The sequence below is a fragment of the Micromonospora vinacea genome (assembly GCF_015751785.1).
Classification (GTDB): domain Bacteria; phylum Actinomycetota; class Actinomycetes; order Mycobacteriales; family Micromonosporaceae; genus Micromonospora; species Micromonospora vinacea.
This window is the reverse complement of sequence record NZ_JADOTY010000001.1, coordinates 1,475,026-1,493,219: the sequence shown is the minus strand read 5'-3', so window position 1 is coordinate 1,493,219 and position 18,194 is coordinate 1,475,026. Positions and strand designations below refer to the sequence as shown.

At 72.8% G+C, this 18,194-nt stretch carries 15 protein-coding genes; 8 read left to right on the top strand and 7 right to left on the bottom strand.

The window, feature by feature from the left end; translation table 11 throughout:
• The first annotated feature begins 58 nt into the window (after positions 1-58).
• Positions 59-703: a histidine phosphatase family protein gene (locus tag IW249_RS07265; RefSeq protein WP_196920048.1), complete on the top strand. Its 645-nt coding sequence runs from the start codon at positions 59-61 to the stop codon at positions 701-703.
• On the opposite strand, the gene IW249_RS07260 is transcribed toward IW249_RS07265, so the two are convergent.
• Complete coding sequence (locus IW249_RS07260; RefSeq protein ID WP_196920047.1) at positions 691-1,242, bottom strand: hypothetical protein; 552 nt, start codon at positions 1,240-1,242, stop codon at positions 691-693. The genes IW249_RS07265 and IW249_RS07260 overlap by 13 nt on opposite strands.
• A gap of 151 nt (positions 1,243-1,393) precedes the next feature.
• Between IW249_RS07260 and IW249_RS07255 the strand changes: the two genes are divergently transcribed.
• Both IW249_RS07255 and IW249_RS07250 read left to right on the top strand, forming a co-directional pair.
• On the top strand, positions 1,394-2,161 hold the full coding sequence (locus tag IW249_RS07255) for an enoyl-CoA hydratase/isomerase family protein (RefSeq protein ID WP_196920046.1): 768 nt from the start codon (positions 1,394-1,396) through the stop codon (positions 2,159-2,161).
• A 93-nt stretch (positions 2,162-2,254) separates the two neighbouring features.
• Positions 2,255-3,841 (top strand): serine/threonine-protein kinase, encoded by a 1,587-nt coding sequence (locus tag IW249_RS07250; protein WP_307788541.1) that lies wholly within the window; start codon positions 2,255-2,257, stop codon positions 3,839-3,841.
• Between the two features lie 70 nt (positions 3,842-3,911).
• Here IW249_RS07250 and IW249_RS07245 read toward each other — a convergent pair whose 3' ends face one another.
• The 4 genes from IW249_RS07245 to IW249_RS07230 all read right to left on the bottom strand — a co-directional run bounded on the left by IW249_RS07245 (position 3,912) and on the right by IW249_RS07230 (position 7,904).
• On the bottom strand, positions 3,912-4,355 hold the full coding sequence (locus IW249_RS07245; RefSeq protein WP_196920045.1) for an HNH endonuclease: 444 nt from the start codon (positions 4,353-4,355) through the stop codon (positions 3,912-3,914).
• A gap of 211 nt (positions 4,356-4,566) precedes the next feature.
• Positions 4,567-5,775: a hypothetical protein gene (locus IW249_RS07240; RefSeq protein WP_196920044.1), complete on the bottom strand. Its 1,209-nt coding sequence runs from the start codon at positions 5,773-5,775 to the stop codon at positions 4,567-4,569.
• 67 nt (positions 5,776-5,842) lie between these two features.
• Entirely contained in the window at positions 5,843-7,390 is a 1,548-nt protein-coding gene (locus tag IW249_RS07235; RefSeq protein WP_196920043.1) for an FAD-dependent oxidoreductase, read from the bottom strand.
• A 25-nt stretch (positions 7,391-7,415) separates the two neighbouring features.
• Positions 7,416-7,904, bottom strand: a complete 489-nt coding sequence (locus IW249_RS07230) for an MSMEG_6728 family protein (RefSeq protein WP_196920042.1) — start codon at positions 7,902-7,904, stop codon at positions 7,416-7,418.
• Positions 7,905-7,999: 95 nt separating this feature from the next.
• Here IW249_RS07230 and IW249_RS07225 point away from each other — a divergent pair, with 95 nt between their 5' ends.
• From IW249_RS07225 to IW249_RS07210, 4 genes are read left to right on the top strand one after another with little or no spacing between them, the layout of a single operon-like run.
• Complete coding sequence (locus IW249_RS07225; protein WP_231392438.1) at positions 8,000-9,982, top strand: potassium channel protein; 1,983 nt, start codon at positions 8,000-8,002, stop codon at positions 9,980-9,982.
• 50 nt (positions 9,983-10,032) lie between these two features.
• Positions 10,033-12,885, top strand: a complete 2,853-nt coding sequence (locus tag IW249_RS07220; RefSeq protein WP_196920041.1) for an AfsR/SARP family transcriptional regulator — start codon at positions 10,033-10,035, stop codon at positions 12,883-12,885.
• 30 nt (positions 12,886-12,915) lie between these two features.
• Positions 12,916-13,905 carry an ATP-binding cassette domain-containing protein gene (locus IW249_RS07215; RefSeq protein WP_196920040.1) on the top strand — a complete coding sequence of 330 codons (990 nt, stop codon included), beginning with the start codon at positions 12,916-12,918 and terminating at the stop codon, positions 13,903-13,905.
• Positions 13,902-14,687 carry an ABC transporter permease gene (locus IW249_RS07210; RefSeq protein ID WP_196920039.1) on the top strand — a complete coding sequence of 262 codons (786 nt, stop codon included), beginning with the start codon at positions 13,902-13,904 and terminating at the stop codon, positions 14,685-14,687. Before IW249_RS07215 ends, IW249_RS07210 begins: the two co-directional genes overlap by 4 nt.
• A gap of 19 nt (positions 14,688-14,706) precedes the next feature.
• On the opposite strand, the gene IW249_RS07205 is transcribed toward IW249_RS07210, so the two are convergent.
• Both IW249_RS07205 and IW249_RS07200 read right to left on the bottom strand, forming a co-directional pair.
• On the bottom strand, positions 14,707-15,942 hold the full coding sequence (locus IW249_RS07205) for an APC family permease (protein ID WP_196920038.1): 1,236 nt from the start codon (positions 15,940-15,942) through the stop codon (positions 14,707-14,709).
• 11 nt (positions 15,943-15,953) lie between these two features.
• Positions 15,954-16,700, bottom strand: coding sequence for a phosphatase PAP2 family protein (locus IW249_RS07200; protein ID WP_307788540.1), 747 nt, complete (start codon positions 16,698-16,700; stop codon positions 15,954-15,956).
• Positions 16,701-16,802: 102 nt separating this feature from the next.
• Here IW249_RS07200 and IW249_RS07195 point away from each other — a divergent pair, with 102 nt between their 5' ends.
• Positions 16,803-18,014, top strand: coding sequence for a DUF4032 domain-containing protein (locus IW249_RS07195; protein WP_196920037.1), 1,212 nt, complete (start codon positions 16,803-16,805; stop codon positions 18,012-18,014).
• The last annotated feature ends 180 nt before the right edge of the window (positions 18,015-18,194 follow it).

Sequence of the window (18,194 nt, the reverse complement as noted above, 5' to 3'; positions counted from 1 at the left end):
CGCAGGACCGGGAGGTGCGGGTGGAACCCGTACCTCCCGGTGTGTTGAGGTGAGGGCCATGGTGACCCGCTTGCTGTACCTGACCCGACACGCCGAGCAGGACCTGTCCGAGCTGAGTGGGACCGATGCCGGCGAGCCGGACACCGGCCTGTCGGAGCGCGGGCGGCGGCAGGCCACCCTGCTGGGCGAACGACTGCGAGCCCGCCGGTTCGCCGCTGTTCATCACGGGCCGCTGCGCCGGGCCGCGCAGACCGCCGAGCTGATCGCCAAGTCGCTGCCCGAGGTTCCGGTGTACGAGACGGAGCTGGCCGGTGACCACCTCCCACACGACACGGACCCGGCTGGCCTGCCGCCCGCGTACGCCGAATTCCTGACCCAGTTCTCGGAGGCCGAGCGGGTCGACGGGCCGCGAGTGACAGCGGACGCGGTGCGGCGGTTCGCCGGTCCGGTCGGTGAAGGGCCCGCTGGCGGCGAGCCGGTCCGCGAACTGGTCGTGACGCACAGCTTCCTGATCGCCTGGCTGGTGCGGCATGCCCTCGACGCGCCGGAGTGGCGGTGGTTGGGTTTGAACTCGCACAACGCGGGGCTGACCGTCATCCGGTACAGCGCGGCCGGCCCGCCGAGTCTGATCGCCGTCAACGATGTGGCCCACCTACCGCCGGAGCTGCGCGGGACCGGCCTGCCGCCGGACTATCTGACGTAAGTCTCGGTGGTTCGCAGGAGCAGGTTGACCACCGCCTGGGTGGCCGGCGGTGGGGTTCCGTCCTCGGGGCAGGTGGTGTATCCGGTGTCGTTGCTGGCCACGCTGAGGCGGTAGTGCATCACGTCCGAGCACCTGGTCGCGGTGGTCGGCTGCCGGGCCTCGGTGGCGAGCCGGGGGTCCGCGGTCAGTCCCGCGAGGGTGCCCTGGTCAGCAGGGGTGAGCCGTCCGTTGCGCCGACCGCCGGCCCGGTCTGTCACGGTCCACTGACCGTCCGGCTCGACGACGATGGACTCACCGCGCCCGGCGAAGCCGCCGGAGATTCGCAACGTCACCCGGGGGGCCACACCGCTGGTCCCGGCGCTGACCGTCGGGGCGGTGGTCGGCTGCGAGGTGCCGGTGGTCGGGTCAGCCGGGCCGGTAGCGGTGGTGGTCGAGGGTTGGGTCGGGGTGGCGGTGGGGGCTCGGTCGACGCTGGTGCAACCGGTCAGGAGCGCGGCCAGGAGCGCTACCGTGGCGACGGTCGTCGATGCGGGTCTCATCTCCGTCGGACGCGCGACCCCAACCGTTGGTTCCCCCCAGTGCGCCTGTGCCGCGCCTGACCGATCGTCTTCGCTATGGTCGCCGCACCGGCGCGCGACGCCGGCGGCCAGATTGGCGGCGTCGCTCCAGGTGACGCGGGAAGGAGCGGATGTGTCGGACGCGGAGTTGACCGTCGAGGTGGCCGGGCCGGTCGCCACCGTGGTGATCCACAATCCGGCCCGGCGCAACGCGATGACCGCGGCCATGTGGCGTCAGCTCCCCGAACTGCTCGACCGGCTGGAACCCGACCCCGCGGTACGGGCGTTGGTGCTCACCGGCGCGGGCGACGCGTTCTGCGCGGGCGCCGACCTCGGCGACCTGGCCGAGTTGTTGGACGCCGGTGACGCCAGCATCGCGGTGACCGCCGAGGAACGGCTGGCCCGGTTCTCCAAGCCGACAATCGCGGCCATCCGCGGCGCCTGCGTCGGTGGTGGGGCTCAGCTCGCTGTCGCCTGCGACCTGCGGATCGCCACGGACGACGCCCGTTTCGGCGTACCGCCGGCCCGACTCGGACTGGTCTACCCGGCGCCGACGACGCGCCGACTGGCCCGGCTGGTCGGCCCGTCCGCCGCCAAGCATCTGCTGTTCACCGCCGAGCTGATCGACGCCGAGCGCGCTCTGCGGATCGGTCTGGTCGACGAACTGCTGCCGGCCGACCGGCTCGCCGCACGGGTGGACGAACTGACCGCGACCATCGCCCAACGATCGCCGCTGAGCATCGCCGCCGCGAAGGAGATCATCGACGAGCGGGCCGAGCCCGCACGGATCGCCTGGTGGCACCGGAAGGTGGCGACCACCGGCGAGGCCCGCGAGGGGGTAGCGGCGATGACCGAGCGGCGTACGCCCCGCTTCGCCTGGCGCCCACCGACCGGCGACTGATCTCTGCGGGTACCATCGCGAGCCGCTCCCACTCATCGCAACACCTCGATCCCGGGTACCCGGAACCCAGGTCGGTACGGCAGGCTGTCGGTCGTGCAGCGTGATCAGTTGCTTGCGGGCCGCTACCGGCTCCTGGAACGCCTCGGCAGTGGCGGCATGTCGGCGGTGCACCGGGCGTACGACGAGGTGCTCGAACGGGACGTGGCGGTGAAGGTGCTGGTCGCCTCGGACACCAACGCCCGACAGCGGATCCGGGGCGAGGCCAAGGCCGCGGCCCGGCTGTCGCATCCACACGTCACGAGCGTTTACGACTACGGCGAGTCGGCGCTGGACGGTGTCCAGGTCCCGTTCGTGGTGATGGAGCTGCTCGGCGGGCACACCCTCGAACGGCGGTTGGTGGTCGGGCCGTTGCCGCCACGCGCCGGTCTGCGGGTGTGCGCCGAGGTGGCCTCGGCGCTCGCCGCCGCCCATGAGCAGGGGTTGGTGCACCGCGACATCAAGCCGGGCAACGTGATGCTCACGCCGACCGGCGCGAAGGTGCTCGACTTCGGCATCGCGGCAGCCGCCGGCGCCCCCGAGATCGACTTCGAGGGGCGGCTGCTGGGCACACCGGCGTACCTGGCGCCGGAGCGGTTGCTGGCCGGCGAGGTGCTGCCGGCCAGCGACGTGTACGCCCTCGGTCTGCTGCTGCACCGGGTGCTCACCAGCCGGCTGCCCTGGCCCGCCGAGGCGCAGACCGGGATGCTCCGCGCGCACACGCACGTCGAGCCGGACCCGCTGCCCGAGATCGACGGTGTCCCGCCCGAGGTGCACCGGCTCTACCGCTGGTGCCTGGCCGGCGATCCCGCCGACCGCCCGCCGGCCGCCGACGCGGCCCGCATCCTGCTCGCCGCCGCCAGCGGAGCCGCGTCCGAGGGCGCCGCCGTTGTCGCCGCCGAACCGGCGACAAACGTCGCCGAGCGGACCGGCACCGCGACCGGCACCGAGCCGACCGGCACCGAGCCGACCGGCGTTGAATCGGCCGACAAAGGACCAACTGGCGACGGCTCGGTTGGCACCGCGGCCGGCGCCGGGCCGGCCCGCGACTCGGCGGCGCCGATGAGGCGCGGGCCGTGGCGTCGGCGGCGGGCCATCCTGACGGTCGGCGGTGCCGTGATCGCCGCGGTGGCGTTGGCCGGGTCACTTGGAGACTCCAGCAATCGTCGACCGGGGCAGAGCGCCGCGCCGACCGGCAGCGGTCCGGGCACCACCACTGTGGGGATGCCCCGCAGCGAGGAGCCGACCGACGCGCTCGACGCCGGACCGTCCGCCGTGCCGCCGACCAGGATCACCGCGCCCGCTACCCGGAGCGGCCCCGCGACCGGCCCGGGCGGAACAGTGGCCCCGGGCCCGACGCCCACCACCGCGGGCCCGACCCCGACCCGGGCCACGCCGACTCCCACCCCCGGCGCCGGCGTACCCGTGGACGCTCGCGGCGGGACGGTCACCGTTCGCTGCGTGGGGAGGTCGGTCGAGGTGGTCGAGGTGGTGCTCGCGCCCGATTTCCGGGTCGAGGCGTACGACCCGGGGCCGGCGAGGCAGATCGTGGTCGAGTTGACCTCCACGGCGTACCGCAGCGAGATCCGGGTGCAGTGCCCCAACGGCCAACTGAAGTCGAAGGTCAAGGAAGGCGCCGCCTGATCGGGGGCCGGCGGGTGCCGCGCCCGGGACGTACCCGGGACGCGGCCCCCCGTTCCCGCCGGCCGGTCCGTCACCGCCCGGCCAGCGCCCCCCAGCCCGGGTTCACCGGCTCGCGGCGCAGCGGCATGCCCGCCTCCGCTGGCGTCCGGTCCCCCTTGCGCTGGTTGCAGGCGTAGCAGGCGGCGGTGGTGTTTCGCCAGGTGTTCCGGCCGCCGCGTGAGCGGGGCAGGATGTGGTCGATGGTGGAGGCCGAGCCACCGCAGTACGCGCAGCACCGATCGTCGCGGCGCAGCACACCGGCGCGCGACCAGGCCGGCCCGGAGTTGAACCTCCACCGGGTGACCACGAAGCGGACCAGCCGTACCACCCGGGGCATCGGGAAGACCCCGATCACCCGGTCCGGCTCGGCCTCGTGGATCTCGGCCACCCGACGGCAGAGCATTCGGACGGCGTGTTGGACGGTGACCCGGTGCAGCGGGCCGAGGTCGGCGTTGATGACGAGGACGGCGTCCACCGGGACTCCTTTCCAAAGGTGCCGGACAGCAAGAAGCCGCCCGGTCCGGCTGTCGGACGGGGCGGCTCGGCGCGTACGGGTACGCGTCAGTCGGGCCGGCCCGCCCGGGGACCTTCCGCTCGGCAACCGTCACCGGGCAGCGTCGACGGCACGGTGGTGACGTGCGACATCGTCATGAGCTGCTCCCGCGGTGGTGGTTGACAGTGCGCGCTCACGGTAGGTCGACGCGGGAGGCAGGGGCAACGTATTTCGATCGGCCGGTCTCTACGGGACGCCGCTGGCGGCGGGTGCGGGGAGTCGCTTTCGCCGCGACCTGGGCGGTGGTCAGGGGCCGGTTCAGCCGCAGGGACATCCGTGCGGTGAGTTCGCTGTCCAGCAGGGGCCGGTTGACCTCACCGGCGACCGCCAGGGCGGGCCCGGAGACCGACCGCCAGATCGCGGCCAGCCCGGCGCCGAGCCCCACCAGGGCGACTGTGGCCCGGGTGGTCGGTGAGCCGGCGGCCGCGGCGGCACTCACCCCGACGACAGCGAAGAGCACCAACAGCAGGGGTACGAGCACCGGCCAGAAGATGCCCCGGGCCGCCTGCGCCACCAGCCGCCGGTCCCGGATGATCAGGTTTCTGGCGATCACCGCGTAGTCATCCTCGTCGAGCAGGTCACGCGGGTGCAGACCGCCGGTGAGCACGTCACGCCAGAGGTCACCCTGGCCGCGCAGCGCCCGGCTCAGGGCGGCGGGCGTCGGCTCGGTCGGGTCCCCGTGGCCGGACCGGTCGACAGCGCTCGCCCAAGCGGCCAGTGACCGGCGCACCACTGCGGCCGAGTACGGCGGCAGCACGCTGGCCAGCTCGTCCAACCATCTGCTGATCTGGACCTGTCGGCCGCCGAACTGGCGCAGCAACTGTGTGACGTCGCCGGCCCGGACGGTGTCGGCCACTGATCGGCCCAGCCGGTAGGCCAGCCCGACCCTGTGGTTGGCGGCCATCGCCCACCGCAGCACCTCCACGTTGAGGTCGTCGAGGGCGAGCAGCAGCGGCACCGGGTCGGTGGGGTCGGGCTGACCCAGGTCGGGCAGCAGGGCTCGGGCGGCGGACGTGTCGGGTACCGGCCCGGTGTGCCGGGTGAGGTCGGCGATCTGGGCCAGGGCGACGTCCACCCCGTCGAGGTACATCCGCATCCGCCGGTGGGCGGACATCTCGGTGAGGTTGGAGAGTTTGGCAGGTGGTACGGCCGGGCGGGTCTCGGTGAAGGCGCGCGGCTCGGCGTGCTGCCCGTGGTGGTAGGCGTCCGCCATCCACCAGCCCAGCCGGAGCGCGGTGACGATGCAGGCGCGCTCGTCGCGGATCAGCGGATACGCGTCGTCGCGGCCGATCTCGTCGATCGGGGAGTCGTTCTCCGCGCCGGCGCGGTGCAGTGGTGACATCTCCCGCTGCCCTCCCGCCCGGCCGATCGACGGTTGATCATTCGAGCGTACGGCAGCGTACGGTGGCTTATGTTGTGTTTTGTCGATTTGGCCTGCCGGCCAGCAGCCCACGCGGTCGGATCGAGCGCACCGGCTCGGCCGCACCACCCTCGGCGCGCAGGATGTGGTTGGCGGCGATGATCCCGGTGGCGGCCGAGCGTTCCATCAACGCGCTCGGGAAGTCCGTCGCGATGCCGTCGCCGGCCAGGTAGAGGCCGTTCGCGTCGGTGCGTACCCCCGGTCGCCAGGCGTGGCTGCCCGGCGTGAACGCCGGCGCCTGCGCCTCCACCCGGGCCCGCAGCTCGCGGACCCGCAGGTCGCCGGCCTCCGGCCAGAGCGCGACCAGCTCGCGGCGCATCCGCTCGGCCAGTTCCTCGGCCGGCACACCGGGTTCGCAGGCGTACGCGTGCAACTCGATCACCGACCCGCCGGTCTGCCGCGCCCAGCGCCGCGGCTCGTTCTCCAACCGGTGGTAGAGCGTCACCGAGTCCAGAGTGGGCTGGCGGGACACACCGCTGAACACCGCCCGTTCGGCGGCCACGTCCCCGTCACACCAGTAGCGTGCCACCGCGTACGGCGGGCCGGGGGTGCCGAAGGCCGGCATCCTCCTCGCCAGGTCGGGGGCCTGCTCGGCCAGGTCCGGGGAGGCGGCGACCAGCGCGGCGAGCGCCGGCGGGTCGACGGCGAGCACGACGTGCCCGGCCGGATGGCTGCCGCCGTCGGTGGTCGTCACCCGCCACCCCTCGGCGTCGCGGTGCACCCCGGTGGCGGCGCAGCTGGTGAGGACCCGGCCGCCGTGCTTCTCCACGTGTCGGGTCAGCGGCTCCCAGATCGCCGTGGCGTAGTCCTCGTCGGGGCAGTCGAAGGCCAACCCCTCCGGGTTGCCGAGCAGGTAGAAGTGGAACTGGGCGACCATCTCGGCCGCCGACATCTCCGCCTCGTGGTTGAAGAACGAGTGCGAGAAGACCTCGAACAGCATCGCCCGCGCCCGGTCCGGCAGTCGCAGCGACGCCAGCAACTCGTCGGCGGTGGTGTCGTCCAGCTCGGCGTAGGTGCGCACCGGGTCGTAGCTGAGCAGCGGCAGCGCCGCGTCCCGGTCCATCAGTCGCAGGTCGGACAGGCGCAGGCTGGGACTGCGCAGCAGCAGCGCGAGCAGGTTCGCCGGCGGCGCGGGTGGCAACCTGCCGAACTCCTCGGTGGGCCACTGCTCGCTGAGGATCGGGTAGCCCGGAATGGGCTTGAGGAAGCCCAGGCCAGGATCGATCCGGCGGAGGATCGACCGCCAGTTGTAGTACTGCCGGAAGAACGCGTGGAAGCCGTGCTCGTTCTGCTGGCTGCCGTCGGCGAGCGCCTCCGGCCAGGCGCCCAGTCGACCGCCGAGCGTCGGTGCCGCCTCCAGCACGGTGACCGCCACACCCCGTTCGGCCAGCACCACCGCCGCCGACATGCCGGCGATGCCGCCACCCACCACGAGCGCCGTGGTCGGTCGTGGCACCCGGTCGGCGCCACCACCGCCCGGGTCCACCTGGTGCTGCCGTACGCCGATCAGCCGACCTACCACTTGCGACAGCGCCATGGGGCCCAGTCTGCCCCACCTCGGATCAGTCGGCTGGCAAGCAACGGCGGGGACGGTCGGAGGCGGGCCAGACGTACTCCAGGTCCTCCGGCACGTCGTCGCCGAACAGCGGGCGGTAGTGCGCCGGGTCCTTGCGCAGCAGCGACGAGCGGTGACTCAGGTGCAGGTCGTCGCGGCCAAGCCATGGTGGCAGCTCACCTGCTCGGGCCAGCTCGTCCTGGGTTCGGATCACGCCGGCCCCGCAGGCGGCGGCGAGGTCGACGGTCATCGTGGTGGCGCAGGTGTCGGCCCGCCCCGGCTCGGTCCAGACCGCGCACATGTCCAACCCGTAGCGGACGAGCGCCTCCTCGTACCCGGCCCACATCTTCACGGCCGGGTGGTTGCGCCAGCCGTACCCGGGTCGGGTGAGCCCGCGCAGCACCTGGATGGCCTCCACCCGCTGCTTGCCCAGCCGCTTCTGGTCCAGCGTGCGGGCGCTGGCCAGAAAGCCCGGGTACGGGAGGAACGTCTGCATGTCGCTGCTCTACCCGTCGCCGGAGCGGACATACCTGGCCACGGGATGATCCGGACGGGGTCGCCCACCATGGCAGTGCTGATTACGATCCGGGCATGGCGGAGCCGTGGCGGGACCGGGCGCGACGGGCGGTCGAGTGGAACTGGCGGCTGCGATCCGTCGGTGATCCACGCCCGCACTACGTGATCTGCGGGAAGGACGCGCTCGCCTACTACGTGGCCCGGGCGATGCTCGAAACCGAGCTGCCGGCGGGTGGGGCCCGGGTGACCGTCGTGGTCCCCGAGCGTTACCGCAGCAACGGGCCGGACGTGGCCGGGCTGCGCGGGGTCCGGGTGGTCCGCTCGGACCGGCTGGATGTGGCCACCTTCGAGGCCGCCGGCCTGGCCGGCGCGACCGGGCTGGCCCTGCTGCAGCAGGACGACGTGGGCAACCTGCACGCCGCGCTCTGTGCCCAAGCCGTCGACCAGCGGGTCCGCCAGGTGCTGCGGATGTTCAACGGCACCCTCGCCGACGGCGTACGCAAGCTGCTCAAGGCCCCGGTCGAGGTGCTCTCCGACGCCGAGATGGCCGCGCCGGCCTTCGTGGCCGCCGCGCTCAACGAGGTCGACCCCAGTTCCTTCCAACACCGGGACAAGACGCTGCGGGTGGCGCGGCGGGCCGACGTTCGACCGCAGGACGTGGTCTGCGCGCTGGCGCACCTCAGCGAGGTGCAGGGGGTGGAGCTGCTGCCGGCCGAGCAGGCCGGCGCCGATCTGGTGCTCGCCGAGGCGACCGGCCAGCCGCCGGGCACCGAGGTCGCCGCCCGCCGGCTGGTCCGCGCGCGTCGGCGGCGCCGACCGGTCGCGGTGGTGATGGGTGCGGTCCGCGGCTTCGCCACCCGCAAGATCGGCATCGCGGTGATGGCGGTACTCGCGCTGATCGCGGTGCTGGGGGCACTGATCTCCCGTGCCGAGGACGTCTCCCCGCTGGAGGCGCTGTACCTGACCCTGGTCACCACCCTCAGCGGCGCCGACCCGGACACCACCAAGACGGCGGACGCACAGATCATGCAGGTGGTGCTCAACCTGGCCGGGTTGGCGCTGATCCCGCTGATCACCGCCGTCGTGGTGGACGGCATCGTCAACGCCCGGCTGGCCCTGCACACCGGCCGCCTGCAACCCGCGCGGGTCGGGCACGTGGTGGTGATCGGCCTGGGCAACGTCGGCACGCGGGTGATGGCACAGCTGCGCGAGTACGACGTCGAGGTGGTGGCGATCGACAAGGACCCGGAGCCGCGCGGCGCGGCCCTGGCCCGCCAACTGGAGGTGCCGCTGATCGTCGGTGACGCCGCGTTGCCGGAGACGCTGGCCTCCGCGTCGGTGGCCGACTGCCAGGCGCTGGTGGTGGCGTCCACCGACGACGTGGCCAACCTGGAGGCGGCGCTCGCCGCCCGCGACCTCCGTGCCGACCTGCGCGTGGTGCTTCGGCTCTTCGACGGTGACTTCGCCGAACGGGTGGAGGAGACGTTCGCGCTCGGGGTGTCCCGGTCGGTCTCCTACCTGGCCGCCCCGGCATTCATCGGGGCGCTCACCGAACGTGCCGTGATCAGCACCATCCCGGTCGACAGGCACGCGCTGCCGGTCGCCGAGGTGCCGGTCGCCCCCGGTTCCGAACTGGACGGTCGGCCGCTGGACGTGGTCAACCGGGACGGGCAGGTCCGGCTCATCGCGCGTACCCCGGCCGGTGGTGCCAAGACGATCTGGTGGAAGGACCTCGACCCCCGGCAGGTGATCTTCGCTGGTGACCGGCTGACGGTGGTCGCCCGGCGTCGCGGGTTGGACTGGCTGACGCGGCAGTGCGCCCCGCCCGTCCACCCGGTCCCGGTCCCTCGGCCGGGCGGGGTTCCCGGCGGGTTGAAAACCCCAGCGGCGGCGTCTCCTCCGGTGCCCGGTCCGACGGACTCCGGGGTCGCCGCGTCCGCGCCCGGCGCGGCTCATCCCGTTCCCCCCGCCGAGGGTGCCCCTTCGACGACCAACGGCGGCCCACCTGACGAATTCGAGCTGACCCGCCGGCATGACGGGACCGGCGAGGCGAGCTGACACCATCCGGCGCGGCCAGAAACGGCCGGCACTGAGCGACAATCCATGGCATGCGTTTCCGCATCCTGGGGCCGACCCAGGTGGTGCTGGCCGACGGGCGAGAAGTCCCCGTGGGCGGTCCGCGGCTGCGCGCGTTGCTGGCGCTCCTCCTGCTCGACGCGGGCCGGGTGGTCTCCGCCGAGCGCCTGATCGACGGCCTGTACGGGGAGCATCCGCCCCGGGGCGCGGCCAACGCGCTCCAGTCTCAGGTGTCGCGGCTGCGCCAGGCCCTGCCCGCCGGGCACGACCCGGTCGAGTTCCACCCGGCCGGCTACCGCCTCGCGGTGGATCCCGACGATGTCGACGCGTACCGGTTTGAGCGGCTCGCCGAGGCGGGGCGTCGCGCGCTCGCCGACGGCGACTGGCCCCGGGCGTCGGCGGTGTTACGTGAGGCGCTGGAGCTGTGGCGTGGTCCCGCTCTGGCCGATGCCATCGGCCCTGCCGGCGCGCCCGTGCAGGCGGCCCGGTTGGGCGAGCTGCGGCTGGCCGCCATCGAGGATCGGGTCGAGGCGGACCTGGCGTTGGGGGCACACGGCACGCTGGTCGCGGAGCTGCGAGAGCTGGTCGTCGCGCATCCTCTGCGGGAGCGCTCGCGGGGACAGCTCATGCGCGCTCTGGCCGCGCTGGGTCGGCCGGCCGAGGCGCTGGCCGAGTTCGAGGACGCCCGGCGCGCTCTGGCCGAGCAGTTGGGTGCCGACCCGTCGGCGGAGCTGGCCGCGATCCACCTCGCGGTGCTGCGTGGCGAGGAACGCGGAGCGGCCGAACGGGCGCTGCCGGGCCAGCTCACCACGTTCGTCGGCCGGGAGGAGGAGCTCAAGCGCGTCGGCGAGCTGCTCGGTGAGCGTCGGCTCGTCACCCTCACCGGCCCCGGGGGAGCGGGCAAGACGCGCCTGGCGATCGAGGCGGCGGGCCGGGTCGACGGGGAGGTCCGTTTCGTCGAGCTGGCTGGGCTGGCCGACGGTTCCGACGTACCGCAGGCGGTGCTGAGCGCGCTCGGCCTGCGTGACGCAGGCCTGCGCGCCCCGGCCGAGTCGGGCTGGCAGACCACCGACCGGCTGGTCGAGGCGCTGGCCGAGCGGCGACTGCTGCTGGTGCTCGACAACTGTGAACACGTCCTCGTCGACACGGCCCGGCTGGCGGCCCGGTTGCTGAGCGCGTGCCCGGCGATGCGCGTCCTGGCCACGAGTCGGGAGCCGCTCGGGCTGGCCGGTGAGGCGCTGTGCCCGCTCACCGGGCTCGCCCTGCCACCGCTCGGCGCGTCCGCACTGGATGCCGACGAGTACGCGGCGGTCGGCCTCTTCGTCCAGCGGGCCGTCGACGTCGCGCCCGACTTCACTGTCACGCCGGTCAACGTCGAGATGGTGTTGCGGATCTGCCGCAGCCTGGACGGCCTGCCGTTGGCGATCGAGTTGGCCGCCGCGCGTCTGCGGGCGCTGTCCGTCGCCGAGGTGGCCGCCCGTCTCGACGATCGGTTCCGGCTGCTGTCGACGGGCAACCGGGCCGTGTCGCCGCGACACCGCACCCTCCGGGCCGTGGTCGAGTGGAGCTGGGATCTGCTCGACGACGCCGAACGGGAAGTGGCCCGACGGCTGACCGTCTTCGCCGGTGGGGCCACGCTGGAGGCGGCCGGGCGGGTCTGCGGCCTGCCCACCGCCGGGTTCGTCGACGCGCTCACCGGGCTGGTCGACAAGTCCTTCGTGGAGATGACCGGCGGTCGGTACCGGATGCTCGAAACGGTGCGGGCCTTCTGCGCAGAGCGCCTCGCCGAGGCCGGTGAGGCCGACCAGCTCCGCCGCGCGCACACCGCGTACTTCCTGGAGTTCGCGTGGACCGCCAGCGACCACCTGCGGTGCGCGGAGCAACTGCACTGGTTGCGACGGCTCGACGCCGAGCGGGACAACCTGCATGCGGCGTTGCGCCGGGCCACGGCCGCCGGTGACGCGTCCGACGCGGCCGGAATGGTCGCGGCCCTGTCGTTCTACTGGTGGCTGCGCGGCATGCGCGGGGAAGGGGCGCGGCTCGCTGCCGACGTCCTCGAACTGCTCGGCACCGAAGCGCCGCCGGGGCTGGGTGAGGAGTTCGCCCTCTGCGTCTACAACGCCTCGCTCGCGGGCTCCGGCCACCTGCCGTCCCTCGGGACGCAGTCGTCAGTGATCCGCAGTCTCGACCGGCCACCGCGACAGCCGTTCCTGCTGTACCTGTCGGGGATCTCGACCGGGCCGCCGTCCGGCGGTGCCGAGGATGTCGACGAGCTGATGGCGGAGCTGCGGCGGCTGGTCGGCCCGGACGAGTGGATCAACGCGCTCGGCGCGATGGGCAGCGGCTCGGCGCTGATGTGGAGCGGCCATTGGGCCCGGGCCAGGGCGGCGCTGGCCACCGGGCTCGACGGCTTCCGCAGCACCGGGGACCGATGGGGCACCATGATCACGCTCGGTGCTCTCGGCGAACTGGCCGCCTGGCAGGGCGACCCTGAGACGGCGGGCGCCCACATGGATGAGGCCATGGGACTGGTCGAGGCCCTCGGGTCGGCCGTCGACCAGGCCGACATGCTGCGTACCCGGGGGGAGATAAGGCTGCGCGCCGGTGACCTCGCGGCGGCGCACGACGACTTCGCCACTGCGCTGCTCCTCGCGCAGCGCAGCGGCGCACCCGAGTTCGTGGCCAGCGCCCGACTGGGCCTCGCCCAGGTGGCCCGCGTGCGCGGGGACCTGGCAGCGGCGAGGCGGTTCTGCGAGGAGGCGCTGACCGGCGGCCTCACCGGCTGGTACGTCGGCGAAGCCGCCCGTGCGGAGATCATTCTCGTCCTGAAGGAGATCACCGAGGTGGAGAAGGTCGGTGCGCCGCCGTCAGCGGACGGTGCGTGATCCGTCAGCGCCCAACCGCATCGTGGGGGCATGACGACATTCGAGGTGGTCGCCGAGGGGCTGGGCAAGCGGTACGGCCCGACCCGCGCGCTCGACACGTTCGACCTGACAGTGCCGGCCGGCACGATCCACGGACTGCTGGGGCCGAACGGCGCGGGCAAGACGACGGCCGTACGGATCCTCACCACGCTGCTGCGCTTCGACACGGGACGGGCCACAGTGGCCGGGTACGACGTGCTGCGCCGGCCGGACGAGGTGCGTGCCCGGATCGGGCTGACCGGGCAGTACGCGGCGGTCGACGAGATCCTCAGCGGCCGACAGAACCTGGAGCTGTTTGGCCGGCTGTTCCGGCTCGGCCGACGGGAGGCCCGCCGACGCGCCGGTGAACTGCTGGAACGGTTCGGGCTCGACGAGGCGGCGAGTCGCTCCGCCGGTGAGTACTCGGGTGGGATGCGCCGCCGTCTGGACCTCGCCGCCAGCCTGATCCGTACGCCGCGGGTGCTCTTCCTGGACGAGCCGACGACCGGCCTGGACCCGCGCAGTCGCAACCAGGTGTGGGACCTGGTCCGCGGTCTCGTCGCGGACGGAACCACGGTGCTGCTCACGACGCAGTACCTGGAGGAGGCCGATCAGCTCGCCGACCGGATCTCGGTGATCGACACCGGTCGGGTGGTGGCCGAGGGGTCGCCGGACCAGCTGAAGGCGATGACCGGCGGCGACCGGATCGAGGTGGTGGTCCGCGACGCGGCCGAGTTGAGCCGCGCTGCACGCCTGGTCGCGTCGACCTGCGGCGCGGAACCCGAACTCGACCCGGAGGTCCGACGGCTCAGCGTGCCGGTGCTCGATCGCGTCGCCGGCCTGGTCGACGTGGTACGCGCGTTGGACGATGCCGGGATCGCGGTCGAGGACATCGGCCTGCGGCGCGCGACGTTGGACGAGGCGTTCCTGCACCTGACCGGGCACCGGCCGGACGAGACCCCCGAACCCGTCGGGGCTGGACGAAAGGTGGACGTGGCATGACCACCGCTATCGCCGACGGCTGGACGATGACCAGGCGGAACATGACCCATGTGGTCCGCGCGCCGGAGGAGCTGATCCTCTACTTCTCGCTGCCGATCATGTTCGTGCTGGTCTTCGGGTACGTGTTCGGCAGCGGCATGCAGGTGGCCGGTGGTGGTGACTACCGCGAGTTCCTGCTGCCGGGGGTCTTCGTGATGACGATGCTGTACGGGTTGGGGGCCACCGCGACCGGCGTGGCGCTGGACCTCAGCCGGGGTGTCGTCGACCGGTTCCGGTCGATGCCGATGGCGCGGTCCGCCCTGATGACCGGTCGCAGCGCCGCCGACCTGCTGCGTGCCCTGCTGGAGATGTCCACCCTCCTGGTGTGTGGCCTACTCGTCGGGTGGCAGTGGCGACAGGGCGTCGGCAAGGCGTTGCTCGCGGTCGGGCTCCTCCTGCTGCTGCGGATCGCCATCACCTGGGTCGGGATCTACCTGGCGTTGTTGGTCCGCAACCCGGACACGGTCGGCGTGATCGTCTTCCCGGCGGCGTTCCCGTTGAGTGCCATCTCCAACGTCTTCGTGTCACCCGAGCTGATGCCTTCGGTCATCGGGACGATCTCGGAGTGGAATCCGTTGTCGGCCACCGTCGCGGCGATCCGCGAACTGTTCGGCAACCCGGGCCTGGGTGGCGACTCCTGGCCGGCGGAGCACGCGATGCTGTTGGCGGTGTTGTGGCCGGTGCTGCTGATCGCGACGTTCGCCCCGTTGGCCGTGCGCCGCTACCAGCGGTTGAGCCGCTGACTCGGGCCGCCAGCCACTGTCAGCGACGCGCCCGCAGAGCGTAGAAGGCGGCACCGGCGGCGAGCACAGCGAAGCCGGCGAGAACGCTGCCCAGCGGCAGGTTGACCGCCAGCAGCAGACACCCGGCCAGCCCCAGGCCGGCGAGCACCTGCACCGGCAGCCGACGACCAGACTCGCGGCCCAGGGTGAGCGCCGCCGCGTTGGTGATCGCGTAGTAGACGAGCACAGTGCAGCTGGAGAAGCCGATCGCGTCGCGGACGTCGCCGAGCAGCACCACCACGATCACCACGGCGGCGACCGCCAACTCGGCGCGGTGCGGCACCTGGTGCACCTGGTGCACGGCGGCCAGCGCGCCGGGCAGGTCACGGCGGCGGGCCATGGCGAGGGTGGTCCGGCCGACCCCGGCGACCAGGGACAGCAGCACCCCGACGACGGCGATGGTGGCACCGGCGCGGACCACCCACGCCAGGCCGGGCAGCCCGGCGGCGGTCACCACGTCGACCAGGGGCGCGGCGGAACCGGCCAGCCGGTCGGCACCGAGCACGCCGAGGGCGACCACGGCCAGCACCAGGTAGATCACGAGCACCACCCCGAGCGCCAGCGGCACGGCGCGCGGAATGGTCCGCTGCGGGTCGCGAACCTCCTCGCCGAGAGTGGCGATCCGGGCGTACCCGGCGAAGGCGAAGAACAGCAGCCCGGCGGCGGTGAGCACGCCCCGCGCCGATCCGCCGGGCTCGCCGAGTCGGTCCAGGTGCACCGGCCCGCCCACCACCCCGACGACGGTGACCACTGCCAGCACCGCGAGCACCAGCACGACCAACGCCCTGGTCACGGTGGCGGTCTTGCCGATGCCGCGCAGGTTCACAGCGGTCACCGCGAGCACCGCGCCGGCGGCCACCAGCCGGGCCTGGCCCGGCCAGAGGTACGCCCCGACGGTCAACGCCATCGCCGCGCAGCTCGCCGTCTTCCCGACCACGAAACCCCAGCCGGCGAGGAACCCGGCGAACGGCCCGAGGCGCTCCCGGCCGTAGACGTAGGTGCCGCCGGACTCCGGATAGCGGGCCGCGAGCCGCGCCGAACTGGTCGCATTGCAGAAGGCGACGAAACCGGCCAGCACCAGCGCGGGCAGCAGGCCGGCGCCGCCGGCCGCCGCCACCGCCGGGCCGAAGACCACGAAGACGCCCGCGCCGAGCATCGAACCCAACCCGATGACAACCGCATCGGGTACGCCCAGCCGCCGCGCCAGTTGGTCCACGATCCAAGACCCTAGGGGTACGAGGTGAACGGCCGGTCCCACCCGCGTAGCCGGCCGGGGAGCGGAATGTCGTCCCAGGGCACCCGGTGCAGCAGCCGGTCCAGGAAGACCCCGAGCAGCAGGGCCGCCACGCCGTCGGTGAGCCAGTGGAAGTTCAAATAGGTCGTCGTGACCAGCAGGATCGCCGGGGGAGCGAATCGGATCAGTCGGTGCACACTCGGGTGCAGTCGCCCCTCCGTCAGCGCGGTCAGCAGGACGGCCATCACCCCGTACCAGACGATCGCGTTGGCGACGTGCCCGGACGGGTAGGACAGGTCGTACTCGGTGGGCGGCAGGTCGTTGAAAATCCGGACCGACTGAGTCGGCGGCAGATCCGAGCTGGGTGCGGCCCGGTCGGTCAGGACCTTGAGCGGCCCGACCGTCAGGTACAGGAGGACGAACGCCCCCGCCAGCAGCAGCAGTGGCCGGATGGTGCGGCTCCGCCAGGCCACCGCGACGGCGAGCGCCCCGGACAGCGGCATCAGCAGCCAACCACCCTGCCCGAGGAAGTTGAACACCCGGGCCGTCCAGTAGATCGGCGCCGGGTGATGGGCGTAGGCCCACTCCCGGACCGCGAGGTCCAGACCGAGCAACGCACCTCCGGCGAGGGCGAGGGTCAACGCGCCGAACCCGACCAGCAGGAGCGCGTCGAACCACCAGCCGGCCGGGCGGACGGGCCGTAGCCGCAGGTCACGTCGTACCGCTGTGGGTTTGAGCACGCGACCACGCTACCGGCCCGGCGCGAGGCCGGGGTGTACGGCGCTGTGGGCCCAACCACGATCAGGAGCGGATGCGGGGGGCGACCAGTCATGCTTGTGCCCGTGCGGATCACGTCTGCCCTCGTGGACCCGGCGCTGCTCGACCTGCCCTGGTCGACACCGCTGGAAGAGTGGCCTGCCCAACACCTGGTGGCGCTGCCGCAGGGCATCTCCCGGCACATCGTCCGGTTCGTCCGGTTGGGCGACTACGTGTACGCGTTCAAGGAGACCCGCGAGCGGATCGCCGAGCGGGAGTACGACCTGCTGCGGGCCCTGGAGCGGATCGACTTTCCGTCGGTCGAGGCGGTGGCGGTCGTCGCCGACCGGCAGACCGAGGACGGCGAGCCGCTCGAATCGGTGCTGATCACCCGGCACCTGCAGTTCTCGTTGCCGTACCGGGCGCTCTTCTCGCACACCCTTCGGCCGGAGACGATGAGCCGGCTACTCGACGCGCTCGCCGCCCTGATCGTGCGGATGCACCTGACCGGCTTCTTCTGGGGCGACTGCTCGTTGTCGAACACGCTGTTCCGCCGGGACGCGGGCGCCTTCGCCGCCTACCTGGTGGACGCGGAGACGGGTGCCCTGCACAACTCGCTCTCCAACGGTCAGCGTGGTGAGGACCTGGAGATCGCCCGGGTGAACATCTTCGGTGAGGCGCTGGACCTTCAGGCCGCCGGCCTGTTGCACGAGTCCATCGACCCGGAGGTGGTCTGCGAGGAGGTCGTGCAGCGCTACGAGCGGCTCTGGCACGAGATCACCTATGAGCAGGCGATCGAGCGGGAGGCCCGGCACGACATCGAGGGCCGGATCCGCCGGCTCAACGAGCTGGGCTTCGACGTCGCCGAGGTGGCCATGTCGTCCATCGACGGCGGGCGATTCCTGGTCCGGCCGAAGGTCGTCGACGCCGGCTACCACACCCGGCGGCTGTTGCGGCTGACCGGGCTGGACGCCGAGGAGAACCAGGCCCGCAAGCTGCTCAACGACCTGGACGCCTACCGCGCGGAGAGCGACCTGATCGACGAGCAGCAGGCCGCCCACCGCTGGCTCACCGAGGTCTTCGAGCCGGTGGTCCGGGCCGTCCCCGCGCACCTGCGCCGCAAGCTGGAGCCGCAGGAGCTGTTCGCCCAGATCATCGAGCACAAGTGGTTGCTCTCCGAGCAGGCCGGCCGGGACGTCGGGATGCGCCACGCGGTCCAGTCGTACCTGTCCGACGTGCTGGTGCACCGCCCCGACGAGCAGGCCGTCCTCGGCGTCGAGGTTCCCAGCCTGGGTTGAGGCCCGGCCTGAGTTGTCCGGCTCAGACGGTCGCCAAGTCGGCTCCGGGCGCTAACCGAACTGTCTGTGCCCCTGCCTTTGGAGCTGATGTCGTAAACGATTCAGATCCAAAGGCTCCCTGGGCGGCCTGTCGAGCCGCCCCGGATAGGGGGCGGCGGTGGCGCCCCGCGGCGACAACGA